This window comes from Enterobacter sp. MF024 (assembly GCF_005843915.1).
GTDB lineage: Bacteria > Pseudomonadota > Gammaproteobacteria > Enterobacterales > Enterobacteriaceae > Enterobacter > Enterobacter barmai.
This window is the reverse complement of the sequence record NZ_VCBB01000001.1, coordinates 550,972-575,271: the sequence shown is the minus strand read 5'-3', so window position 1 is coordinate 575,271 and position 24,300 is coordinate 550,972. Positions and strand designations below refer to the sequence as shown.

Genomic DNA, 24,300 nt, shown 5'->3' with positions numbered 1-24,300 from the left:
CCCGGTTTATCGTCACCGGGCTTAAAGACGCTTTTGCGCAATACGTAAGGAGAATTAACCCAGCCCTGAAACGATCCTGTAATGAAGACGTTAATTAAAGCCCTGATTATAATCTGTTTACCAGTAAAATTTGCCTGTGCCTTCGAATTTGTGCCCGCCACCGGCCACCATCATACGCCGCTGAAGACAGAACGCATTGCCTACTCCGGCTCTGTACCTGATAACGTCAAAAATAAACTGGCAACGGCGTATGTGGCGTGGAGAGGAACCCATTACCGCTGGGGTGGTGACAGCCATAGCGGTATTGACTGCTCTGCCTTTACCCGACGCGTCATGATGTCTGCCTGGCACCTGCAGCTACCAAGAACCGCTCTCGAGCAGAGCCGGACGGGACGTCATGTATCAACCCGTGAACTGCAGCCGGGCGACCTGGTGTTCTTTATCACTAAGCCGGGCGTTCATCATGTCGGGGTTTATCTTGGGGACGATCGCTTTATGCACGCCTCGGTAAGTCAGGGTGTGGCGATCTCACATCTGTCCGACCCTTACTGGCAGACGCGATATATGACCGCCAGACGGATCGGCACATCTCAGAATCACTATGCGTGAGTGGTGCCGGTCAGGATGAACGAAACCGGCTAACCAGCACCATGCCGGTGAGCATCGACAGCACAAAGAGTATCCCTTTCACGGCGCCCGTCCCGGTTAATACCAGAGCCGGGCCGGGACAGATCCCCGCCAGCCCCCAGCCGAGACCAAACAGGATGGCCCCGACCACCAGCGCCCTGTCTATGGTCGTATTCGTCGGCAGGACAATGGGCACGCCACAAAACGCCATTTTTCTGCGTTTGACCAGGGCAAAACCGACGATCCCCACGGCAATCGCCCCGATCATCACGAACGCCAGCGAGGGATCCCAGGGATGAGAGAGATCGAGAAAGTTAAGCACTTTCTCCGGGTTCGCCATACCGCTAATCAGCAGACCCACGCCAAAAATAAGGCCGCACAGAAACGCCATCACCATCAACATAATGCCTCCTTAACCCAGCCAGAAACCCACGACAGTGGCAGTAACAATCCCCGTCACCATAAAGGTCAGCGTCGCTACCAGAGATCGCTTAGAAAAACGCGATAGCCCACAGACGCCATGTCCGCTCGTACACCCGGACCCCAGGCGGGTTCCCACGCCCACCAGCAAGCCGGCGACGATAATCATCGGCCAGGAGGTCTGCACGTTTATCTCGGGTAAGGTAAAGAAAAGGCTATACAGCAGAGGCGAACCGATAAGACCGGCTAAAAAGGCAATGCGCCACCCTTCTGGCTTCGATAACAACCCCGAGAGAATGCCGCTGATACCGGCGATGCGTCCGCAAAAATGGATCAGCAAAACGGCTGCAAGGCCGATTAACAATCCGCCGCCGAGACTGCTGAGCGGTGTGAAGTGAGAGAGATCAATCGTCATCATTGTCTCATGCCTCCAGGCAGTACAGGTCATATAAGGTGTTGTAGCATATTGTCTGCAGGACCAGTCCGCCACCGTCCACAAATAAAAAAAACCGGCTGAGGCGCGCGCCCCTGCCGGTTGGCTGGATCAGGTATCAGTAGACACCTGTTCCCATCCCCGGGGAGTCCAGGCCCCTATATTTTCAGCTCCGGAACCAGGGCTTTTTTGTCCGACATGCAGGTTTGCCACGCCTTGCCCGGCTCGCCGTTATCCAGCACCGATGAAGTGCGGTACTCCACGGTGCGGTCCTGTTGACCAGGCACCACGTAGTCAATGGTCGTCCAGCGGGTATTGGCGTCTTTGCCCTCGGCGGTGAGTTCGATGGTCTGGTTTTTTACGATCTCGGAACACTCTTTCGCCGCGGCCTCGACTTTACGAAACTTCTTCTCTTCCGGCGAGGTGCCTTCACTGGACATGGACATACACCCTGTAAAGAGCAGACAGGCAAGAGTGACAACGCTAAATTTTTGCAGCATCACGCAGTCCTTAGTAATGAACAGGTTACTGCAAAAGCGTAGCTTATACGGCTGCGCTCTTCCTGGGATTAACGGAGCGGGTTTATATTGGCATCAATTTGTGTTTGGATTGCGCGACGGGTAGCCGGGGTAATTTTTCCCGGGAGTAGCGCTTCGGCATAAGCAGAAAATCTACTGCCGACATCGGCTATGCGGGAAATGAGTTCCCTGACCTGCGTTTCGCTAAGCTCTGCTTCCTGCTTGCCCAGCCAGATCAAATGCTGTTTCTGAATACTCAGCGCCTCTCCCATTATGTCCATTTGATGATATCCCCCTGGACCTTCATTCCACGTGACATCAAACGCCGGTGCCAGCGTCCATATGCCGTCAGCCGACATCAGATAAGCAAAGTTTTTCGGGTGATCGTCCCGGTTATTGAAAATGACGTTAAACACAATGCGGGCAAAGGCGCGCGCCTTTTCGCGTACATCGTTAGTACAAACCTGCGTGGCTCGCAAAAAGGTGGCATAGTCCAGGGAGCCGGGAACGCGATAATCTGCCCCGGTAAATGCCGCCAGGCTTTGCATTGGCACGCGCATGCCTGATTCGCGGTCAAAACGTTTGCTGGCAAAAGCCGCATGACCTCCCGGCAGATCAAAATATTCCGTTTGCGGTGTATCAATGCCGCACTCCTGCAGGCAGTGGGCATATACCTTCTCGATAGCGCACACCTCGGCATGTTCGCCTCTGGCGGGAAACTTGATGAGCCAGGGTTCATAGTCTTTCACAGGAACCGTGGTGAATCGCAATGTGGCAGCGTCACGATACAGTAACGCTTTAGGTCTCGCGCCCTGTGGCGACCCCCCCATTTGCAGCAGTCGGTGTAAAAATGCCCCGCCTTCGCCCTCCAGTACCTCCCTTACCTCGTCTGCAAGTTGAGTCAACGGGATATCACTTTGTGGCACCGCAAGTTCATCCTGAACAGGAACAAAGGACATTGCTCCCATGGCATTGCTGCCAATCCAGGTGAGCCTTTCCAGTGGACCAATGCGCGCCGCATTCAGTCCGCGCTGCCTGAAGAGGCGATCCATCAGCAGCATCCCCCAACCATCTGGCAGGGAATCATATACTGGCCCAGGCAGACCTAACTGATGCTCAGGAAAATTTCGCCGCAGTTTTTCACCCTTCAGCGCAAGAGTATGTGCTGATAGTTCAAACCCTTTCTCAAGCGCCTGCTGGCTGTATTCAAAGAAGATCAACGGACGGCGGGTTAGTGCTGTGGTGGTAGCCAGCGTTCCCCACAGCCAGCGCTCTCCCCAACCCTCGTACCAGACTTCGACACGATCAGGCATTATGACTCCTTTTTCTTATTCGCTGTCGCGAAGCGCTGACTTCGAAGCGGCGAAGATCGTCCAGACTCTCCAGTTTCGGCATAAACAGGTTTTCCAGCTCATGGCCAAGACCCAGCACCATGGCCACGCGTACCACGACCTCGAAGCCGACGTTACGCCCGGCCTCCAGATTTGACACCGTATTGACCCCTACGCCAGCCCGTTGCGCCAGCTCAGCCTGGGTAAACTGGCGTCTTATACGCTCCTGCCGTAACCGCTCGCACAGCGACTTAACGATCTCCTCGGGCTTCCTGAAATTTAAATCCATTATTTTGTCTCTTAACTCAGAATGCTGGCGTTAACACACAATATTATAGATTTATCTATGCTCTTTTTCCATGTCACGCTTTAACAACCGACACCCCCAGCCCAACCACCGCCTCCACCCAGCGGCTGTCGGTATCGTCTTCAACCACCACGGTATTAATCAGCGAAAGGTCGCCGATCAGGAATGGCGAAGCGGTATTAATCTTCTCCGGCGACGCCAGCACCACCGTTTCGGCCGCTCTGCCGGAAAATGCACGTTTGATGCACGCTTCTTCGTAATCCCCGGTGGTGAGTCCGGCTTCCGGGTGAATACCGGTCACGCCCATGAAAAACAGATCGGCATGGATACGCGCTACACCTTCAATCGCGGCGGCACCCACCGTGACGACAGAGTGGCGGAACAGGCGTCCGCCGATGAGGATCACCTCAACCCGGGGATGCTCCACCAGCGCCAGAGCGATGCCCGGACTGTGGGTAACGGCCGTGAAAGAGAGATCCGCAGGCAGGCAGCGCACCAGCTCCGTGGTGGTGGTCCCGCCATCAATCATCACGATCTGGCCGGGGGAGATAAGCTCAACCCCCTTCTGCGCCACCCGCTTTTTGGCATCGATACCGAGATGGCTGCGCTCGGCAAAGCTGGACACCGCCTTTGACGCCGGCAACGCGCCGCCGTGTACCCGCTGTAAACGCCCGTCGGCTGCCAGTTCGCGCAAATCCCGGCGAATAGTATCTTCCGACACCTGGAATTCAAGGCTAAGGGTTCTGGACAGCACCTGCTCTTCGGAACTCAGTTTTTCGAGGATCAGCTGTTTGCGTTGTCGGGTGAGCATGAGACATTCCTGAAGTTGCATGTTTCGATCTTGATTTTGCACGAATGTGCAGATTATGATGATTACTCTACGTAAACAGGAGGCATCGTGCAATCAATACGTGCAGAAGTACGCATTCTCGACAGCAAAATCTTGTCGGATGACTGGTACACACTCAAAAAATACACCTTCGATTTGCGTCGCCGCAACGGGGAGTGGCAGCGCCAGAACCGCGAAGCCTACGACCGGGGCAACGGCGCAACCATCCTGCTCTATAACCGCGAAAAACGAACGGTGATCCTCACCCGTCAGTTCCGTTTTCCGGTCTATATCAACGGGCACGACGGCTATCTGATCGAATCCGCCGCAGGCCTGCTCGATAACATGTCGCCGGAAAAGCGCATCAAAGCCGAGGCGGAAGAAGAGACCGGGTATCAGATTGACCAGGTGGAAAAGGTGTTCGAAGCCTTTATGAGTCCCGGCTCCGTCACCGAGAAACTCTACTTTTACATCGCGGAATATCGCCCTGACGATCGTACCGGCGCAGGCGGCGGCATCGAAGCCGAAGGCGAAGACATCGAGGTGCTGGAGTGGCCGATTGAGCAGGCCTTACAGGCCATTGATGACGGCATTATCGTCGATGGCAAAACCATCATGCTGCTCTACCACGTCGCCCTGAAGAAGATCGTCTGACGTTATCTCCCGACAGAAAGGGATTTCTGTCAATTCTGAAACCTCATCATCTACACTTCAGAAAAGAGCAAACTGGAGATGCCTGCATGACCGACTGGAACCCTGGCCTGTATCTGCAATACGGCGCGGAACGCACCCGCCCCGCCTTAGAATTACTGTCCCGAATTGCGATGGATGACGTTACCGATGTGGTTGATCTCGGCTGTGGGCCGGGCAACAGCACGGCGCTGTTGCAGCAGCGGTGGCCTGCGGCGCAGATAACCGGGGTGGATACCTCACCCGCCATGCTGGCAGAGGCCAGGGCCGCGCTGCCGGGCTGTCGCTTTGTTGAGGCGGATATTCGCCACTACCGCCCCGAACATGCCCTGAGCGTGATCTATGCCAATGCCTCGCTGCAGTGGGTAGATGATCACTACGCGCTGCTGCCGCATCTGGTCTCACTGTTGAAACTGCACGGCGTGCTGGCTATTCAGATGCCGGATAACGATCTTGAGCCGACCCATGTCTTAATGCGCGAAGTGGCGTTTGAACAGGATTACCCGGATCGCGGGCGCGCATCCCTGGCGGGCGTCCATGCCTATTACGACATCCTGACCGAAGCGGGCTGTGAGGTGGATATCTGGCGCACCACCTACTACCACCAGATGAGCTCCCACCAGGCGATCGTTGACTGGGTGAGCGCCACCGGGCTGCGCCCGTGGCTTCAGGATCTGAATGAGGCCGAGCAAAAACGCTATCTGCATCGCTATCACCAATTGCTGGTGGAGCAGTATCCGCTACAGGAGAACGGGCAGATACTGCTGGCCTTTCCACGGCTGTTTATTATTGCCAGACGCGAGCCGTAATCAGGCTTTAGCCTCTTTCAGCAGCTGCTGGATCACCTGCTCCTGCTTCTCTGTGTTTCCCTCGCCGAAAGAGGCGTAACGCAGTTGCCCTTTGGTGTCGAAGAAGTAGTGCGCAGGCCAGTAGCGATTGCCAAAGGCGGTCCAGATCTTGTAGTTGTTGTCAGCCACGACCCGGTACGGAAGCTGCCATTTGTCGATGGCCTTCTGCACCGATGCCAGCGGTTTTTCCCACGGATACTCCGGGGTATGCACGCCAATCACCACCAGACCCTGCGCCTTATATTTGTTAGCCCAGTCGCGAACGAACGGCAGCGAGTGCTGGCAGTTGATGCAGTCCCAGGTCCAGAAGTCGATCAACACCACTTTGCCTTTTAACGACGCCGGGCTGACGGGCTCGCCGTTGAGCCATCCGGTACCGCCCTCCAGGGACGGCATCGCGCTGGTGGTTACCGGCTGCGCCACCGGTTGAAGCGTCGGCTGAGGATTGCTGGCGGGCGCCAGCTGCAGGAGCGTTTTCTCCAGCCGATCGGCCACCCCGTTTGCCCCCTGAAAGACGCTGTTAAGCCCAAACGCCGTAAACGCAACGGACATCAGCATGGCAACACCCGCCGCTTTTCGCAGCCCGTCCATCAGGCCCGATTTCGCTTTCAGCCGTGCGATCAGCGCCTGCCCGCTAAAGCCCAACAGCGCGAGCATCACCGCACAGCCGCTGCCGTATGCCGCCAGCAGGCTACCGGTGGCTACCGGGTTATGCCCGGCGAGACTCAGACTGAGAATGGCCCCTAACACCGGCCCGGCGCAGGGCGACCAAAGCAGCCCAACCGCCAGCCCGGCCAGCACCGCCGAAACCATACCCCGGGCGCTGTTACTGTGAGAGTTAATGACATTGCCGAGGCGTAACGCGGGCCCGGCGATGCGCTGGGCAAATGACGGGAAGATCAGCGCCAGCGCGGCCAGGCTCAGTAATGCCAGGGCTGTCCAGCGTCCGACGATGGTGGCATTCACCACCCAGTCGCTGGCGACGGTAATAAGACTCGCTACAGCGGTAAACATGATCACCATGCCGCACAGCATGGCGATGAGCTGCCGCCGCTGACCGCGAAATCCGGCGAACAGCAGCGGAATAACGGGCAGCGTGCAGGGGCTGAGCAGGCTGACCATACCACCTAAAAATGCAATCACGAGAAACATAAAACACCTCACTAAACCAGTTGATAGTGAAGCTATTACAGCGTGGGGAAGTGTCTGGTGTGTGTGGAGGAATGGGGGTTTTTGTCAGGTGGTGTATGCGTGTTGTGGGTGGATACAGTCTGGTACATTGAGCGACCTGACCGCCCGGCGGCGCTACGCTTGCCAGGCCTACAAGGTCAAGGGCTGGTTTGTAGGCCGGGTAAGGCAACGCCGCCACCCGGCAATTCACGCAGATGGCAAGGTGATCCGTGCAGAGAGGCCACCTTCGGGCCGGTTAACTAACTGCAACTCCCCGTTGAGCTGCCCCGCAAGCTGTACCGCGATCGCCAGCCCCAGCCCCGTCCCGCCGGTCTCCCGGTTACGGGAAGACTCCACCCGGTAAAACGGCTGTAACACCGCCGCAAGCTCATGCTCCGGAATGCCGGGCCCGTTATCCTCCACGGCGATCTGCACTCTGTCATCACGCATTGTCAGCGTCACGTCTGCCTTATCACCAAACTTCAGCGCGTTATCCAGCAGATTGGTGAGAATGCGATGCAGCGCCTGCGGACGGGTGGCAAAAGGGACGTTGCTTCTGGCTGCGGTAAATTGCACGTTTTTACCGGTATCGGCGTAATCACACACCAGCGTATCGATAAAGTTATACAGATCGACGTTGCGCACCGGTTCAGGTGCGACGCCGGACGAGCGGGCGTAGTCGATCCCCTCCCGCACCAGGCGCGTCATGCTGTCCAGGTCCTGAGTCAGCTTATCGCGCAGATCCGGCTGGTCGGCCATCTCCACGCGCAATCGCATGCGGGTAATAGGCGTCTGTAGATCGTGAGAAATGGCCGCCAGGATCTGCGCCCTCTCCTTTAACGACGTCTGAATCCGCTCCTGCATGGCGTTAAACGCCCGCGCGGCCTGGCGCACCTCCAGCGGACCCTGCTCGGTAAGGGTCAGCGGATGGGGGCTGGCGGGTTCAAGGGTATCCACCGCCCGGGTAAAATGGGTAAACGGACGTACCACCTGACGCACCGCCAGCCAGGCGCAGATCACCACCAGCAAAAGCTGGATCACAAAAACCACCGGCAGCCAGCGGGCGACCGGCGGCATGCGTGGGGTGAGATCCAGCGTCAAGGGCGAGCCGTCGCTCAGGGTCAGGTGGGCCTGAATATGCGAGACCGGCCCCGGCACCGCCGTGAAGCGCAGCGGATAGTGCTTCGCCAGTGTCTCCGTTAAGGTACGAACCGCATCCCGGGAACGGGCGTCTGCGGGTGGCGCACCCGACTCGCCCGGCCCAAGAATATAGCGATAGTTTCCCCGCTCGAGGCGCGGGAGCCACTGCGCCCGCTCGTTTGCCGGCAGCCGGTCGAGGATCGCCACGCTGGTGGAGACATCATCCTCCAGATTCCCCAGCATCACGTGCCGGGCGCTGCTCATCCGCTCGGCCAGCACCAGCGTCACGCTCAGGCCGTTGGCGAGCAGCAATCCCATCAGGACGATCAGCAGCAGACGGTAATGGAGGGAACGCGGCCAGAGCCTCATTCTTTCGCCTCAAGAATGCTAACCGGCATCGAAAAGACATAGCCTTCGCTACGTACTGTTTTTATATACAGTGGTGTGCGCGCATCCTCATTTAACCGCTGTCGCACCCGGCTGACCAGCAGATCGATTGAGCGTTCGAACAGCTCCGCATCCCGCCCCTGGGTGAAATTCAGCAGCTGATCGCGGGTTAAAACGCGCTGGGGATGATCGACAAACACCCGCAGCAGGCGGTACTCCGCCCCGCTCAGCGCCACGATGGTGCCGGTGGCGTCGAGCAGATGACGGGCGCTGGTATCGAGCTGCCAGTCGCCAAAGGCGATGATCCTTCCGGCCTCGGTCACCTGCAGATTCGGCGGCAGCGTGCGAAACCGGCGCAGTATCGCTTTGATCCGCGCCAGCAGCTCGCGCGCCACAAAAGGTTTGACCACATAATCGTCCGCGCCCATTTCGAGGCCCAGGATGCGATCCATATCGTCGTGGCGTGCGGTCAACATCAGGATCGGCAGATCTTTATGCTGACCGCTACGCAGCTGGCGGCACAGCGTCAGGCCGTCGTCGCCGGGCATCATGATATCCAGCACCACCATATCCACCGCCTGCTTATCCAGCACGGCGCGCATCTCTTTGCCGTTGGCCGCGCCCGTGGCGCGATAGCCAGACTTCACCAGATAATCGACGATCAGTTCGCGAATATCCCTGTCATCATCCACGACAAGAATGTGATCGGTTGTCTCCACCCTAAGCTCCTGTTTTTTAGCGATGGGCAAAAAAATAGCATAGCTGGCTTACAACTTATCCGCATCCACCACCGCCTTGACGAAATCCTGCGGATCTTCCTGGGCCGGATTGTGGCCAATATTGCCGGTAAAGGTGCGATGCTGATACTTGCCGGTGAATTTTGCGGCGTACGCAGCAGGTTCCGGATGCGGCGCGCCGTTATTGTCGCCTTCAATGGTGATGGTCGGCACGCTGATGGTTGGCGCGGCCGCCAGCTTCTGCTCGTAGCTGTCGTAACGGCTTTCACCACGTTCCAGCCCCAGCCGCCAGCGATAGTTGCTGATGGTCACCGCCACGTGATCCGGGTTATCCAGCGCTCTGGCGCTGACGTTGAAGGTTGCATCGCTGAATTTCCACCCCGGTGAGGCCAGAGTCCAGATCAGTTTCGCAAAGTCATGGGTGTTGGCCGCATAACCTTTCTCACCGCGCTCGGTGGCGAAATAGAACTGATACCACCACTGCAGTTCCGCCTTCGGCGGCAGCGGTTTTGCCCCGGCCTGCTGATTGCCAATCAGATACCCGCTCACCGAAACCAGCGATTTCACGCGTTCCGGCCACAGCGCCGCCACGATATCCGCCGTTCTTGCGCCCCAGTCATAACCGGCAAATACCGCGCGTTTGATATTCAGGGCATCCATCAGGTTAATCACATCTTTTGCCATCGCCGCCGGTTGCCCGTTGCGTGGCGTGGTGGACGACAGGAAACGGGTGGTGCCGAAGCCGCGGTTGTACGGCACGATCACTCTGTAGCCTTTTGCCGCCAGCGCGGGAGCAACCTGAGCGTAGCTCTGAATATCGTACGGCCAGCCGTGGAGCAGGATCACCGGTTCGCCGTTTTTCGGTCCGATATCGACATAGCCAATATTGAGGTCGCCCGCATCAATCTGGCGGATTTGCTTAAATGCGGCGCTGAAGTCGCTGCCTGCCGCCTCGGCCTGACAGGCCGAAACGGTAGCGAAAGAAAGGGTCACTGCCAGGGTTGAGTAAGCCAGTTTTTTCATCATGGTGGTCTCTCCGGGTTTTGTATTTGACCCGTTAATTTCACCACCCTGATGTATGGGGAATATGTGCAAACCAGCCCTTTTTGCAAGGCGCTGTATCCTGATGGCGTTCAGATACACTGCGATACAAACACCCGGCAGGCGAACGGTTAACCCATGATGTTATGTCAGCTGGTAATACTTGTCCGGCAGTTTGCGCGTCGGGATATCCTGCTCATCGTTCATCTGCAGCAGATCGATCTCCATCGCGTTACAGATGGCATCCAGCGGCAGGTCGTTATTCTCGGTACCGAACGGCTCCTCAAGCTCTTCCGCCAGGGTATCCAGCGAGATAAAGGTGTAGGAGATCAGGACTGAAACAAACGGCGTCATGTAGTGCAGGTCGCTGACCAGCGCGAACGGCAGCATGATGCAGAACAGATAGACTGTGCGGTGGAGGATCAGCGTGTAGGCAAACGGCACCGGGGTGTTAGCGATGCGCTCGCAGCCGGCCAGCACGGTGGACATATCATTGAGACGAATGTTCAGGCTGTGGAACAGAATATCCGACAGCTCACCGCTGCGGCGTCTTACCGCCAGCCATTCGCCCATAATCAGCAGAATGCGGTTCGCGGGCGAGCTGGAATCCATTGCCACGCACAGGTTTTCAGGCGACAGGTACGTTGAAAGCTTGTCGGCCTGCGGCTGTTTGCGCAGGGTCATGCGCAGGCAGTGGGCGAAAGCGATCTGCAGACGAACAAACTCCCCTAACGCCGGGTCGTCCGGTAGCGTGTTTTTCACCTCCCGGAACAGGGAGCGCGAGGCAATCATCAACTGCCCCCACAGCTGCCGCGCTTCAACATAGCGGGCGTAACAGGCGTTATTGCGAAAACCGAGGAAGATGGCGATGGCAACCCCAAGAATGCTGAACGGTGCAACCGTCAGCCTGATGCCCAGCGAGGTGTACCAGGGCAACATCAGGATCACCACGATGGAGAGCAGGAAGTTGAGGAACAAACGGGAGAAGATTTTGGTCAGCACGGAACCGTGCCAGACAAAAATAAGGCGCAACCAGTGCTGTTGGGGTCGAACGATCATAGTCAGCTTCATCGGGAAAAAAGAGCGGTGACTATTAAACGTGATCGGGGTCACGGTTGCAAGAGTGTTAAAAAATGATGACATTTTGTGAGGCCAGAGGCGGGCCGCACGGTGTTGAAGCGTGGGGTATGGCAAGTGAGTTACAGTATGTTGTAACTATAAAGGGTAAAAGAAAGTTAAGGCTGGTGCGGTGGTTCCCCCTCACCCTTACCCTCTCCCCAAAGGGGAGAGGGAATCGTAGGTGCAGGAATCAGGCCCTTAGCACAGCGGTTTTACGGCGGCACGCATGCCCTGCAGCAGAATGGCATCCAGATCGCGGGCAACCTGGTCTACCAGCCCGTTCACCTGGGTCAGGTCCTGCTCCCAGTGCTCGCTGACGCTCAGCACCGCCGTCACCAGCTCGCGGGTATCGATCTGCTGGTCGTGATGCCGGGTCCACAGCTGCTGGAAACGGGTTAACCAGTGCGCGTCGTCCTGCACCGGGTAGCTCTCGCCGTTACGTTCCGCGCGGTAGAAGGCAATGAGCGCCGCCAGGGCAAAGGTCAGACGCGTCGGAAGCTTGCCGGTAGCCTGCTGCCCTGCCAGAAGCTGCGGCAGGATGCGGGTGCGGTACTTGGTCATGCCGTTGAGGGCAATCGACAGCAGCTGATGCTTGATATACGGATTGCGGAAGCGGCCCGTTACCGCGCTGGCAAACGAGGCCAGCTCATCGCGAGGCAGATCCAGCACCGGGATGATCTCTTCGTGAATTGCTTTTTCGACAAAGGCGCAGATCTCCGTGTCGTTCATCGCCTCGCCTACGGTATCCAGTCCGGCCTGGAACGCCACCGGCACCAGCGCGGTATGCGCCCCGTTGAGGATCGCCACTTTGCGCTCTTTGTACGGCTTGATGTCATCCACAATCAGCACGTTCAGCGCCAGCTTGTCGAGACGCAATTCCTGCGCCAGCGATTTTGGCCCCTGGATCACAAACAGATAGAAATGCTCGGCGGTATCGAGGAAGGCATCGTGATAGCCAAGGGAGGCTTCAAGCTCCGCCACTTCGTCGCGCGGATAACCGGTGACGATACGGTCAACCAGGGTGGAGCAGAAGGTGTTGGCATCGTTCAGCCACTGGGTAAAGGCCGCAGGCAGCGCCCACTCCTGGGCATAGCGCAGCACCAGTTCACGCAGGGCGTCACCGTTATAGTCGATGAGTTCGCACGGCACGATCGCCCAGCCTTTATCGGCAGCACCGTTGAAATGGCTGAAACGTTCGAACAGCAGGCGGGTCAGTTTCGCCGGATAGCTGACCGCTGGCGCATCCTCAAACTTATCCCCGGCGTGATAACTAATCCCCGCTTCCGTGGTGTTCGAGAAGACAAAGCGCATTTCCGGGTTGTGCGCCAGCTTCAGGAATTCATCGTACTGGTCGTAGACGCTGATTTCACGGTTAACCGAGCGGATCAGGCGCGCGTCGCTGACCGCTTCGCCCTGCTCGTTCAGGCCACGAATGATGGTGGTATAGAGGCCGTCCTGAGTGCTCAGCGAAGGCGGGAAGTCACTTTTAATCGGGCGGACAATCGCAATACCGGCGTTCAGATCGGTATGCTCGTTGAGCAGGTCGATTTGCCAGTCAATAAACGCGCGCAGGAAGTTGCCCTCACCAAACTGGATGATACGTTCAGGATAGAGAGCACCGGGGAAATCACGTCGGTTCAGTGTGTTCACAATGGGGGTCCTTGTAATGATTAGTCATACAGCCTGATAAGATTGGTACGATAACTTATCAAACTTAACGACCATGAAACCCCGTTTTGATCAAACCTCGTGTGAATTGTGACAGGATCTATAAGAACTTGTAGAACACTGAGGTCGCCGTCATCTCGCCATCCGGCATCAGGGCGTAGCGCGGGATCTCGCCCACTTTCTTCCAGCCTGCCCGCTGATAGAAGGTCTCCGCCCCGCTGCCGGTGGCGGTGTCCAGCACCAGCACGGTTTTGCCCTGCTCGCGGGCGACGACTTCCAGGGCCTGCATCAGGCGGCCTGCATCGCCGCAGCGGCGCGCATTCTGGTGAACCAGCAGTTTGGCGACGTCCGCCCGGTGCGGCTGATTTTCAGGTTGATCGACGATCAGTTGTACGGTGCCGGTCAGCTCGCCCTGGGCGTTGGTCGACACCAGGACGGTGCGTTCTCCGCGCCCGACGCTGTCAGCCACGCCTTGCCAGAACGCGCTGGCCTTCTCATGGCTGTAAGGCAGCATAAAACTCACCGAGGCCCCGCCGGTCACGCAGCTGTGAAGGATGTCGGCTAACTGAGGGAGATGCGCGAGAATCTCCTCGCGCGAAAAAATCTGGACTGCAGGTGATGACATCGTTTTTCTCCTTTTAATCAACGGCATCACCATGCGCGTTACAATTTTGCAACACAAGCACAATTAACAGAGGATTTTCTTATCTCAACAGCCGGTACCGCGCTGCTGTTTCATGGAGTACATCATCTGGTCGGCGGTTTTCAGCCAGCTCTGCAGATCGTCGCGGTCATGGTTGAATTCGCTCACTCCCCATGAAAACGACAGCGCCCAGGGATATTCGGCATGCTCGTTCCAGCTCGCCGCCTGTTCGGTGAGAAACTGCATCGCGATCCACGCCCCCTTCTCGTCGCTGTTGGCGAAGAGGATGGCAAACTCATCCCCGCCGTAGCGCGCCAGCACGTCGGCTTCACGGAAGGTGGATTTCAGCAGACCGGCCACCGCCTTCAGGGCGTGGTCACCATCGGCCCGGCCATAGCGCGCGTTGATCTGCTTAAAGCGATCGAGATCAAGCCAGGCCAGGGTCAGGGGCTCTGCCCGACGGCGGGCGGCGCGAATGGCATAGGTCGCCAGATGATGAAAGCCACGGCGGTTATAGAGCCCGGTCAGGTCGTCAGTGATCCTTGCGCAGGTTGCGGCGAACTCCACCTCGACCAGCGCGGCCAGGTCTGCGAGCGCCTCGATGTCGGCGGGCGAAAATATGCGCGGCTGATGATCGATAATGCACAGCGAGCCCACCGTGGCGCCACCGGGCAGGTGCAGCGGACAGCCCGCGTAAAACCGGATCGGGTTGTCGTCGGTGACCAGCGGGTTATCGGCAAAACGGGGATCGTCCAGGGTATCCTGCACTACCAGCGGGGTTTTACTGAGGACGGTGTGCCCACAAAAAGAGAGATTTCTCGGCAGGTTGGTGCTGTCACCACCGTCTGCGGATTTTACAACCACGACATGCTCGTCCACCAGGTTTATCATCGCCACCGGCACGCTGAAGAGACGTTTAGCCAGCCGGGTGAGCCGGTCGTATACCGGGTGTTTTTCAGGTTCGAGCAGTCCGGATTCGCGCAAAGCGCTGAGGCGCTCTGCTTCATTGTTGGCGAGTGTTGGTGATTTCATACGGGCTCCGTCCGGACGTCAGGCTTTTTAAAAGCTTAGCGCATCCTGAGGCCGGTTAGTGGGCAAATATGCGGTTTTTCCCGTCGCGTTTCGCCTGATAGAGCGCGGCGTCGGCAGCCTGTAACCAGTCCGTAACATTTCCCATCTCCCGGGTGGCGCAGGCAATGCCGATACTCATGGTGCACTGAACCGCCTCTTCGGCGACATCTTCTATTACCGCCGCCGCATCCATAATCCGCGTGGCGACCATTCGTGCTTCGTCGAGGGTGGTGTCGGGAAGCAGGATCACAAACTCATCCCCGCCCAGACGCGCCGGGGTATCGCTCTGGCGGGTGGCGATGTGCAGTATCTGTGACACTGTCACTAATAGCATATCCCCCACCTTATGGCCGAAGCGGTCGTTGACCTCTTTAAAGTTGTCGATATCGATAAACATCAGCGCCGAATCGCGACAGGTTTGCTGCAGTTTATGCAGCTCATGATCGATGCGTTTCTCCAGCAGACGCCGGTTGGCAATGTCGAGGAGCGGATCCATCATCGCAATACGCTCCAGCTCGCGGGATTTAAAGCGCAGCCGCACGGCGATGCTGTTAGTGAGCACGCTCAGCGCCACGGTATAGATCCCAATCAGCGGCAGCGTGGCGTACATAGTGCGCTGGGAAACCCACGGCACCAGCGCCATCCCCTGGGTCAGCCAGCTGGCCATAAACACCGCCAGCATCACCGCACCGGCTTTTTTCATCAACGGGAAACCACCCGCCGCCAGCCGGTCGGCAAGTAAGATCGTGGCAATGGTGACAGAGGGCAGCGGGTTGGCCGCCATCATGGCGATCCAGAAGCCGCCTGCCCCGGCGTCAAACACCAGGTTCTGATGTTCGGTACGCAGCGGCGAGGGTGAGCGCCGGGCGCGCCACCAGGCCAGCGTCGGCCAGACAAAAGCGTTGACCGCCAGAAGACCTATAAGCCAGCCTGAACGTTGCTGTTCCAGCAGGACAGAGAGGATAGGTAAAAAGCAGAGAAAGGTTCCAAGCACTCGCATCAGATACATGCGTTTGATAAACCGACTGCCAGGCACGCGAGGGGGTTTACTGAGTCTGTCAGTTCCGTTCATCACACGAATTTTCCGATATAATCACCCCTTTATATTATTGACGATGAAAATGCGTATCAAGGCATTTATCAGTTTTGTAAATATATGGCAGGTGCCGGTCCCATGGGCATGCAAACGTTTACAGCTGTTCCGTAGCCGTTGCGTTTTGTTCGGCAGTTTTTATCTCTGTCATTCGGGCGCTGGTACGATTTCGGCCTGCTTTTTTCGAACGATACAGATAATCATCCGCTTCGGTCATCAGACGATTAAATACGTCCGTCAGCTGCGACGGCTCCGATTTCCCACTGCCCAGACCAATACTGACGGTTAAAAACAGCGACTGACCGCGCCAGTCGAACGGATGTTGTTCAACCGTAGTGCGGATACGTTCCGCCAGGGCGTACCCCCGCTCTGCGGAAGCTGAATTGACCACCACCGCAAACTCCTCACCGCCCATCCGCGCCACCAGCCCTTCGTTGCCCACCGTCTCCTGCACTTTGCGGGCAAAGGCGGCCAGCACGGTATCACCGCACTCGTGACCATAGTTGTCGTTGATACTTTTGAAGTAGTCGATATCCAGCAGCATCACCGTCAGACGCGGGCTACTGCGCTTACCTTCACTGTTTTTAAGCGCCTCATAGAGCCCGGAGCGGGAGTAGACCTGGGTCAGATAGTCATAATCGGCGCGCAGGGAGACCTGGCGGATCAGCGAGTTGATGGCCGCCATGCTCACCGACACCATGACCGGACAGATGGCCATGGTGGCGATCCCAAGCCTGGCCGAGAACATCATCGGCGTGGTGATCGGCGTCGTCGCCACAATGGTAATAATGGCGTTGCCGACCAGGGTGATCTCCACCGCGCCGGTAACAAAGGTCAGAAGACAGGTGGCCGGCAGCGAATAGCGCACCGCACACCAGATCAGCGCCGGCATCGGAAACGCCAGCGCACCGGCCCCGCCGATCGCCACCGAGGCCACGACGGAGATAATCAGCACGACGACCGGCATCAGGTGATCGGCACGCATAGCCCGGTTGAACCTGGGCCAGGTGATGGTCAGCATGCAGGGCACGATTAACACCCCGGTGGAGAACTGTTCGCTAAACCAGTCGGCGACCAGTGGCCAGAAGTCGCGACTGTCCACCCCGCCCGACACTGCCGCCCCGACCAGAGCACACAGCAGTGCGGCCAGCAGACAATAGTTAAACAGCCTCAGCGCATTCACCGGATCCGGAGTGGTATTTTTTAGCCGTTTATCACGCTGGACCAGCAGGGCAACAATAACGATAAACATCATATTCGACAGGTTAATACCCAGCGAGGTAATGCCCCAGTTGGTGGTGATAAGGTCATACAGCAGCATGGCAATATAGGATACTGCGTAATAATGCAGCCGGTTCAGGTAAGCGTAACGGGCAAACAGGCCCGCCATCACGCCATTCAGCGGCCAGAACATCGACAGGGATTCCACCAGACGCAGCTGCGCGCCAATAAAATAGAACAGCGTGGTTAATACAAATATACCCGCTGCATTTCGGAACGGGGATTGCGGGTCAAATAATGTGAATGTTCTGGTGTTAGCAGAAGGCATGCAATTTCAATCCGTAGGGTTGCTTTTAACACTGAGTTAGCATCCGCGCGGATGAATGTTAAAAGTTTGGCATTAATTTATATCACATTAATGGGATAACGATCATCATCCCTTTAGCTCTGCTTATTAGTTGTGCCGTCAGCATAACGGCACAGCGGCTTAATAGACCGAACGTCCCAGCTGCTGGGTGAGGTGTTCCAGCACCGCCACACCCGCCAGGGAGTTCCCCGTTTCGTCCAGCTCCGGGCTCCAGACCGCAATCGCCATCTCATGAGGGACAATCGCCACCACCCCGCCGCCGACGCCCGACTTAGCCGGCAACCCCACCCGCCAGGCGAACTCACCGGCGTTCTGATACATTCCGCTCGTCGCCATCAGGGCATTGACCTGCCGGGCCTGCATCGGCGTCACGACGGGCTCAGACAGATGCGAGGCATAACCCTGGGCAGCCAGAAACAGAAAGGTGTTCGCCAGCTCGACACAGTTCATCTTCAGGGCGCAGTAGTGGAAGTAGTTTTGCAGGACCGTCGGCACGTCGTTATGGAAATTACCGAACGACTTCATCAGCCAGGCGATCGCCGCATTGCGCGCCGAGTGTTCGAATTCGGAGCGGGCAACAGCGGCATCGTAGCCGATATCACTCACCCCGGAGAGCTGGCGCACGATCTCCAGCATCCGCTGGCGCGGTGCGCTCAGACGGCTTTGCAGCATGTCGCATACCACCAGCGCCCCGGCGTTGATGAACGGGTTACGCGGTTTGCCCTGTTCGATCTCCAGCTGCAGCAGGGAGTTGAACGGCTGCCCGGAGGGATCTTTCCCGACCCGCTGCCAGATCTCGTCCTCGTCATACTGGCGCATGGCCGCCACCAGGCTCAGGACTTTGGAAATCGACTGGATGGAGAAACGCTCTGTGGCATCCCCGGCCTGAAAGTGTTGTCCGTCCACGGTGCTGATGGCAATCCCGAGTTTGTTGCCGTTGACCGAGGCCAGCGCCGGGATGTAATCGGCCACTTTGCCCTTGCCCAACAGAGGACGTACTTGCGCCAGAATGGCGTCCAGCATCTGATTAGTGATGTTCGCAGCCATCGGTTGCTCCTTGCTCACAGGCCAAAAACGGCCTGCGAGTATAACAGAGGCTTATGGATGACGTCAGGCAGGAAGTCGGAACCGCGAAACGGCCTGCAACAGCAGCCCGGATTCATCATGCAGCCGCAGGGAGGCTTCGGAGGCGGTATTCACCAGCGCATCGGTCTGGCGAGCCACCTGGTTTAGCGCCTGTAGCTGGTGGGTCATGCGGTGAATGCTGTCGCCCTGGCTGAGGGTGGCAACGGAGATCTCATTCAGCAGGCTGCAGAGATTACCCACCAGGCCGATGACCTGCTGCAGGTTATCCTCCAGCCGGGTGACCGCTTTCGAGCCATCTTCGATGCCCTGCAGCGAGTGGTTGATCAGCTCCTGGATAGTCTGGGTCGAATGGCTGCTTTTGCGCGCCAGCAGGCCCACTTCCCGCGCCACCACAGCAAAGCCGCGTCCCTGATTCCCGGCATGGGCCGCTTCGATGGCGGCGTTCAGCGCCAGAATGTTGGTCTGGAAGGCCACGTTATCGATGATCGCCACGATGCCGCGCATCTCCGAGGAGCGCTCCACGATTGCCGCCATTGAGGCATTAACCGTCTCCATCATCCGGTCGCCGCCCGCCGCCATCTCCCGGGCTTCGTCCGCCCGCGAGCTGGCCAGTCTGGCATAGCCGCTGTTCCCCTCGACGTGCGTTTCCAGCGCGGCAATATGCGCCGTCACCTCTTTCAGCTCCTGCGCCTGACGCGCAGACTGGTGATACAGATCCTGATTCCCCTGCGCCAGCGAGCCGATGTTGCTCACCATTGAGGTGGTGGCCTCGCTGACCTGGGTCACCAGCTGCTGCAGCCCCTGCTGCAGGGTATACACGCTGTCGCCAAGCTGCGCAATCTCGCGGTTAAAACGTTTAACAGTGGGTGCAGGCGCAGAGAGATCCCCCGCCGCCAGCAGATTGATATGGGCGATCAGCCGACGCAGCGGGACGATCACCCAGCGGGACATCGCAAACCACACCGCCACTGCGATAGCCAGCAGCACCACCGGAGCCAGTAAAAACAGCGATTGCAGCTTCGAAAGACTGGCGGTCAGCAACTGTCGTCCCTCGGTTGCGCGCTGGGCGCTGGCCTGCTGATAGCGGGCATAGTTGTCATTAAAATCCGCCTGAAACGCCTGGGCGGGCACGGCAAAAAAGGCATCAATCGACTGGCCGTTCACCAGCCCGTCGGCCTGTTCGCGGATGGCATCGAAAAAGAGTTGGTAGCTGTTAAGCAGCGCCTCATCCCGCGGCGGGCTCATCGCCTGCCACGCCTGCCAGGCCTGCTGTGAATCGCGTAACGCCTGTTGCGCCTCGTCCATCAGGCTGTGCCAGCTTCCGTCCGAACCGGTCTCTTTATCCTGCATAAAGTAAACCCCCGCCCGGTTAAGCAGATCGCTTGCCGCCAGCAGGGAGATACGCGCCTGATCGACCTTCGCCTGTTGCAGATAAGCCATCTGGTTACGCTGTTCATTGCGCTGAGCATCGCGCAGCGAGACGGAAAGTAAGACCGATGAAGAGATTTGCAGCGCGGAAAAGAGCCCGATGATGCAGAAGATCCCCGCCAGCAAACCAAACTGCCGGGGAGTAATGCGACGAAAAATTTGCATTAAGTTCATAATTTATTCATTAACAATGACTTAGACGTGGGCGAGTCTACGCAGTGAAAATGACAGAACTATTTCAGAATGATGACAGACGCCCGGCGGCGCTGCGGAGGTAAACGCAAAACGACAACCTCAGGTTGTCGTTTTTGGTGTTTGCGCCCTCTCCCACAGGGAGAGGGACGGGGTGAGGGCAACAGACCGCATTGAATCCTCTGCGGTGTTATTGCCCGGCGGCGCTGCGCTTGCACAGGTCTGGGATTTTGTAGGCCGGGTAAGCGCAGCGCCACCCGGCAAAACATCGGCAGAGGATTAAACCCGGTCTTTCCACACCGTCTGCACATTACAGAACTCATGCAAACCAAAGTGCGACAGCTCCCGGCCAAAGCCGCTCTTTTTCACCCCGCCAAACGCCACGCGGGCATCGCTGGCGCTGTAACCGTTGATAAACACCCCGCCGCACTCAAGCTGACGGGCAAAGCGATCCGCGGCCTCCTGGCTTGCGCTAAACACCGTCGCCGACAGGCCAAAATCGCTGTCGTTGGCCAGGGCCAGCGCGTGATCGGCATCGGTTGCTACTGTGATGGCCGCTACCGGACCGAACATCTCCTGACGAAACGCGGTCATGTTCGGGGTAACGTTGCCCAGCACGGTCGGCGCATAGTAGTTCCCTGCCCCGGCCACCTTCTCGCCGCCCAGCAGCAGGGTTGCGCCTTCGGCAAGCGTCGCCTGCACCTGCTGATGCAACTCGTCGCGCAGATCGAAACGCGCCATCGGCCCGAGGTAGTTCTCCTCGTTATCGGGTGCGCCCATCTTCAGCGCCGCAGTGGCGGCGACAAACCGACGGGTAAACTCATCGGCAATTCCCGCTTCGACGATAAAGCGCTTGGCCGCGGCACACACCTGCCCGGTGTTCTGATAGCGCCCTGTCACCGCTGCTTTCACCGCCAGATCCAGATCGGCATCGTTAAGGACAATAAAGGGATCGGAACCGCCCAGCTCAAGGACGCATTTTTTCAGCGCGGCCCCGGCCTGAGCACCAATCGCCGCCCCGGCGCGCAGGCTGCCGGTCACGGTGACGGCCGCAATGCGCGGATCGGCAATCATCTGGCTTACCCCGTCGTTGGTGGCATTCAGCTGACCGAACACCCCCTGCGGGAATCCGGCATCGGTAAAAATCGCGTCGATCAGGTTCGCGGCACCCAGCACGTTCGGGGCGTGCTTCAGCAGATAGCTGTTGCCTGCCAGGATAATCGGCACCGCGCCGCGCAGCACCTGCCACAGCGGGAAGTTCCACGGCATCACCGCCAGCACCGGGCCCAGCGGGCGATATTCAATCACCGCGTCCGCCACCTGGGTTGCTTCGGTGCTCAGCATCGCCGGACCATGTTCGGCATACCAGTCGCAAAGTCCGGCGGATTTCGCCACCTCCCCGCGCGCCTGGGCGATGGGTTTGCCCATCTCACGGGTGATCATCTGCGCCATCTCTTCGCCACGGTTGCGCAGGGCTGCACCCAGATCGCGTAATTTTTGCGCACGCGCCTCTACAGGCACGCTGCGCCACTGGCGAAACGCGGCGTCGCTTTGGGCAAGCGCACGTTCAACGTCGGTCACGGTGGCCCACGGCCAGGAAGCCAGGGTTTCGCCGTTAGTCGGATTAATGGACAGGGCATGGGTCGCAGATGAAGTCGTCATGATGTGCTCCGTGTGTTAAGTGTTGATTTAGTGTGGCGCACTCTGCTATTTCTTAAAAATGAATAATAATAACCACCTTATTCACGAAGCGAGAACGATATGGATCTGACCCAGCTGGAGATGTTTAACGCCGTCGCCCAGACCGGCAGCATTACCCAGGCCGCGCAGAAGGTGCATCGCGTGCCCTCAAATCTGACCACCCGCATCAAGCAGCTGGAGGCAGATCTTGGCGTCGAGCTGTTCATCCGCGAGAACCAGCGGCTGCGCCTCTCCCCGGCGGGACATAACTTTTTACGCTACAGTCGGCAGATCCTCGCCCTGGTGGATGAAGCGCGGATGGTGGTAGCGGGCGATGAGCCTCAGGGCCTGTTCACCCTAGGTTCGCTGGAGAGCACCGCAGCCGTGCGCATCCCGGCCTCGCTGGCGCAGTTTAACCAGCGCTATCCGCGCATTCAGTTTGCGCTGGCGACCGGTCCGTCGGGGACGATGATTGATGGCGTGCTGGAAGGCACCCTGAGCGCGGCGTTTGTCGATGGGCCCCTGTCCCACCCCGAACTTGAAGGCATGCCGGTCTACCGGGAGGAGATGATGCTGGTGGTACCGGCCGGGGATCCTGAGGTTAAACGGGCCACCGAAATCAGCGGGCGCGACATCTATGCCTTTCGCGCGAACTGTTCCTATCGCCGTCACTTTGAAAGCTGGTTTCATGCGGATCGCGCCACGCCGGGACGCATCCATGAGATGGAGTCCTATCACGGCATGCTGGCGTGTGTGATTGCCGGAGCGGGCATCGCGCTGATGCCGCGCTCAATGCTGGAAAGTATGCCTGGTCATCAGCAGGTGGAAGCCTGGCCGCTGGCGGAAAACTGGCGCTGGCTCACCACCTGGCTGGTGTGGCGCCGGGGTGCAATGACCCGGCAACTGGAGGCGTTTATAGCACTGCTAAACGAAGGTCAGCCACCAGCAACTTCTCCATAAACAGGCTCAGCGGGTCGGGTTGATACGGCGCAAACGCCGCGCACTGCTGGTAGCCGCTGCGTTCATACAGAGAGATGGCCGACAGCTGCTTGATCCCGGTCTCCAGTCGCAGGGTATGACACCCGCGGCTCTGGGCTTCATCTTCCAGCGCCGCCAGCAGCTTTTCCCCCAGCCGCTGCCCGCGATGGGTCGGGTCAATATAGACCCGCTTCATCTCCCCGCTGCCGTCGCCGTTCAGCACGATTGCCCCGCAGCCGACGGCGTTAAGCTGGCGATCGCGGATCACCATCATAATCAGTGCATGCTCAGGAAGCTGGGTCAGATCCAGCAAATGGTTGCTCTCTGCCGGATAAAGCGTGCTCTGATACTGGTCCAGAGCAGCAATCAGGGTGGTGATGTCCGGATGGGCGGGTGATTCAGAGGTGATGGAATACATGGCAGGCTCCTTTTGTCGTTTTTCTCCACCTTAACGCCGGCGGACAAACGGAGCGGCATATTTTTAACTTATAGCTGCGTCTGACTATTGCGCCCTCAGGGCGCTAAGGTCAAGGTCGTATCCAGCTGGCTTAAGGTCTGCTGCACGCCTTCGTCCAGACGTTTATCGGTGACGATATCCGTCAGGGAGTTGAGGTGCACCACGTTAAACAGCGACCAAGCGCCATATTTCGAGCTGTCGGCCAGCAGGACGCGGCGTCGGGCGTTGGCAATCAGATCGCGCTTCAGGGCCGCCTTCTCTTCCGTCGGGGCGGTGATGCCGCGCTCCAGATCCCAGCCGTTACAGCTGACAAAGGCGATATCCGGCCAGATATTTTGCAGCATACGGCGGCCATGCTCGCCGATGCAGGACTGGCTGGTATCGTCGATGCGCCCGCCAATAATCGTCACTTCAATCTGCTTAAACTCCGATAAAAACAGGGCGATATGCAGATCGCTGGTGATCACGCGCAGCGGAAGATGGGTCAGCTGACGCGCGAGTTCAATCATCGTGGTGCCCGCATCGAGCACCACCGCGTCGCCGGCTTTCACAAAACTGGCCGCCGCGCAGGCGATATCGTGTTTCTCCGCCAGGCTGCGGTGCATCTTTTCACTGGTGGTGGGCTGGGAAGGGATGAACCGGTTAAGGGTGACGCCGCCGTGGGTACGGCTGATAACCCCCTCCTGATCGAGCTTAATCAGATCGCGGCGAATGGTCGCGGGCGAGGCATCCGTTGCCGCCACCAGCTGATCCACCGTCACCAGATTGTGCCCTTTCAGGTAGTCCATTATCTGTTCTAACCGGCTATATCCCTTCATA

General features: G+C 58.2%; 25 protein-coding genes. 4 read left to right on the top strand and 21 right to left on the bottom strand.

The features are described from left to right. Positions 1 to 81 precede the first annotated feature (81 nt). The gene (locus FFB58_RS02950; protein WP_039028793.1) at positions 82 to 609 is read left to right on the top strand and encodes an NlpC/P60 family protein; all 528 of its coding nucleotides are present in this window, start codon (positions 82 to 84) and stop codon (positions 607 to 609) included. Between the two features lie 10 nt (positions 610 to 619). Here FFB58_RS02950 and FFB58_RS02945 read toward each other — a convergent pair whose 3' ends face one another. From FFB58_RS02945 to FFB58_RS02920, 6 genes are all read right to left on the bottom strand, one after another. Beyond that, the gene (locus tag FFB58_RS02945) at positions 620 to 1,030 is read right to left on the bottom strand and encodes a DUF6691 family protein (protein WP_138368928.1); all 411 of its coding nucleotides are present in this window, start codon (positions 1,028 to 1,030) and stop codon (positions 620 to 622) included. Between the two features lie 9 nt (positions 1,031 to 1,039). After that, positions 1,040 to 1,462, bottom strand: coding sequence for a YeeE/YedE family protein (locus FFB58_RS02940; protein WP_138369240.1), 423 nt, complete (start codon positions 1,460 to 1,462; stop codon positions 1,040 to 1,042). Between the two features lie 176 nt (positions 1,463 to 1,638). Beyond that, the gene (locus FFB58_RS02935) at positions 1,639 to 1,980 is read right to left on the bottom strand and encodes a hypothetical protein (protein ID WP_138368927.1); all 342 of its coding nucleotides are present in this window, start codon (positions 1,978 to 1,980) and stop codon (positions 1,639 to 1,641) included. A gap of 68 nt (positions 1,981 to 2,048) precedes the next feature. After that, positions 2,049 to 3,311: a type II toxin-antitoxin system HipA family toxin gene (locus tag FFB58_RS02930; protein WP_138368926.1), complete on the bottom strand. Its 1,263-nt coding sequence runs from the start codon at positions 3,309 to 3,311 to the stop codon at positions 2,049 to 2,051. Then, positions 3,304 to 3,618, bottom strand: a complete 315-nt coding sequence (locus tag FFB58_RS02925; protein ID WP_205735735.1) for a helix-turn-helix domain-containing protein — start codon at positions 3,616 to 3,618, stop codon at positions 3,304 to 3,306. The genes FFB58_RS02930 and FFB58_RS02925 overlap by 8 nt, the downstream gene beginning before the upstream one ends. Positions 3,619 to 3,691: 73 nt before the next feature. Further along, on the bottom strand, positions 3,692 to 4,447 hold the full coding sequence (locus tag FFB58_RS02920; protein WP_138368924.1) for a DeoR/GlpR family DNA-binding transcription regulator: 756 nt from the start codon (positions 4,445 to 4,447) through the stop codon (positions 3,692 to 3,694). Between the two features lie 87 nt (positions 4,448 to 4,534). Here FFB58_RS02920 and FFB58_RS02915 point away from each other — a divergent pair, with 87 nt between their 5' ends. Continuing rightward, positions 4,535 to 5,119 (top strand): NUDIX domain-containing protein, encoded by a 585-nt coding sequence (locus tag FFB58_RS02915; RefSeq protein ID WP_039028799.1) that lies wholly within the window; start codon positions 4,535 to 4,537, stop codon positions 5,117 to 5,119. An 86-nt stretch (positions 5,120 to 5,205) separates the two neighbouring features. Then, the gene (gene tam, locus FFB58_RS02910) at positions 5,206 to 5,964 is read left to right on the top strand and encodes a trans-aconitate 2-methyltransferase (protein ID WP_138368923.1); all 759 of its coding nucleotides are present in this window, start codon (positions 5,206 to 5,208) and stop codon (positions 5,962 to 5,964) included. On the opposite strand, the gene FFB58_RS02905 is transcribed toward tam, so the two are convergent. From FFB58_RS02905 to sad, 13 genes are all read right to left on the bottom strand, one after another. Next, positions 5,965 to 7,155, bottom strand: a complete 1,191-nt coding sequence (locus FFB58_RS02905) for a cytochrome c biogenesis protein/redoxin (protein ID WP_138368922.1) — start codon at positions 7,153 to 7,155, stop codon at positions 5,965 to 5,967. It abuts the gene before it with no gap. A 225-nt stretch (positions 7,156 to 7,380) separates the two neighbouring features. Next, positions 7,381 to 8,682: an ATP-binding protein gene (locus FFB58_RS02900; RefSeq protein ID WP_138368921.1), complete on the bottom strand. Its 1,302-nt coding sequence runs from the start codon at positions 8,680 to 8,682 to the stop codon at positions 7,381 to 7,383. Beyond that, entirely contained in the window at positions 8,679 to 9,419 is a 741-nt protein-coding gene (locus tag FFB58_RS02895) for a response regulator (RefSeq protein ID WP_138368920.1), read from the bottom strand. Before FFB58_RS02895 ends, FFB58_RS02900 begins: the two co-directional genes overlap by 4 nt. Before the next feature lie 48 nt (positions 9,420 to 9,467). Continuing rightward, positions 9,468 to 10,463 (bottom strand): alpha/beta hydrolase, encoded by a 996-nt coding sequence (locus tag FFB58_RS02890; protein ID WP_138368919.1) that lies wholly within the window; start codon positions 10,461 to 10,463, stop codon positions 9,468 to 9,470. 159 nt (positions 10,464 to 10,622) lie between these two features. Continuing rightward, positions 10,623 to 11,537 carry a bestrophin family protein gene (locus FFB58_RS02885; RefSeq protein WP_138368918.1) on the bottom strand — a complete coding sequence of 305 codons (915 nt, stop codon included), beginning with the start codon at positions 11,535 to 11,537 and terminating at the stop codon, positions 10,623 to 10,625. A 258-nt stretch (positions 11,538 to 11,795) separates the two neighbouring features. Continuing rightward, a complete protein-coding gene (locus FFB58_RS02880; protein ID WP_138368917.1) occupies positions 11,796 to 13,247 on the bottom strand; it encodes a tagaturonate reductase in 1,452 nt (483 codons plus the stop codon). A gap of 118 nt (positions 13,248 to 13,365) precedes the next feature. Continuing rightward, positions 13,366 to 13,890, bottom strand: coding sequence for a GNAT family N-acetyltransferase (locus FFB58_RS02875; RefSeq protein WP_138368916.1), 525 nt, complete (start codon positions 13,888 to 13,890; stop codon positions 13,366 to 13,368). 84 nt (positions 13,891 to 13,974) lie between these two features. Further along, positions 13,975 to 14,940 (bottom strand): sensor domain-containing diguanylate cyclase, encoded by a 966-nt coding sequence (locus tag FFB58_RS02870; RefSeq protein WP_039028807.1) that lies wholly within the window; start codon positions 14,938 to 14,940, stop codon positions 13,975 to 13,977. 55 nt (positions 14,941 to 14,995) lie between these two features. Further along, positions 14,996 to 15,988, bottom strand: coding sequence for a sensor domain-containing diguanylate cyclase (locus tag FFB58_RS02865; protein ID WP_039028808.1), 993 nt, complete (start codon positions 15,986 to 15,988; stop codon positions 14,996 to 14,998). A 181-nt stretch (positions 15,989 to 16,169) separates the two neighbouring features. Next, the gene (locus FFB58_RS02860; RefSeq protein ID WP_138368915.1) at positions 16,170 to 17,621 is read right to left on the bottom strand and encodes a GGDEF domain-containing protein; all 1,452 of its coding nucleotides are present in this window, start codon (positions 17,619 to 17,621) and stop codon (positions 16,170 to 16,172) included. A 159-nt stretch (positions 17,622 to 17,780) separates the two neighbouring features. Then, on the bottom strand, positions 17,781 to 18,707 hold the full coding sequence (gene glsB / locus FFB58_RS02855) for a glutaminase B (protein ID WP_138368914.1): 927 nt from the start codon (positions 18,705 to 18,707) through the stop codon (positions 17,781 to 17,783). Between the two features lie 63 nt (positions 18,708 to 18,770). Then, the gene (locus FFB58_RS02850) at positions 18,771 to 20,348 is read right to left on the bottom strand and encodes a methyl-accepting chemotaxis protein (protein ID WP_138368913.1); all 1,578 of its coding nucleotides are present in this window, start codon (positions 20,346 to 20,348) and stop codon (positions 18,771 to 18,773) included. Between the two features lie 297 nt (positions 20,349 to 20,645). Continuing rightward, complete coding sequence (gene sad, locus FFB58_RS02845; RefSeq protein WP_138368912.1) at positions 20,646 to 22,028, bottom strand: succinate-semialdehyde dehydrogenase; 1,383 nt, start codon at positions 22,026 to 22,028, stop codon at positions 20,646 to 20,648. Positions 22,029 to 22,127: 99 nt separating this feature from the next. Between sad and FFB58_RS02840 the strand changes: the two genes are divergently transcribed. After that, a complete protein-coding gene (locus tag FFB58_RS02840) occupies positions 22,128 to 23,006 on the top strand; it encodes a LysR substrate-binding domain-containing protein (RefSeq protein WP_039028813.1) in 879 nt (292 codons plus the stop codon). Here FFB58_RS02840 and FFB58_RS02835 read toward each other — a convergent pair. Both FFB58_RS02835 and FFB58_RS02830 read right to left on the bottom strand, forming a co-directional pair. Then, on the bottom strand, positions 22,960 to 23,442 hold the full coding sequence (locus FFB58_RS02835; protein WP_039028814.1) for a GNAT family N-acetyltransferase: 483 nt from the start codon (positions 23,440 to 23,442) through the stop codon (positions 22,960 to 22,962). The genes FFB58_RS02840 and FFB58_RS02835 overlap by 47 nt on opposite strands. A gap of 95 nt (positions 23,443 to 23,537) precedes the next feature. Next, complete coding sequence (locus FFB58_RS02830; RefSeq protein WP_039028815.1) at positions 23,538 to 24,299, bottom strand: DeoR/GlpR family DNA-binding transcription regulator; 762 nt, start codon at positions 24,297 to 24,299, stop codon at positions 23,538 to 23,540. Position 24,300 lies beyond the last annotated feature (1 nt).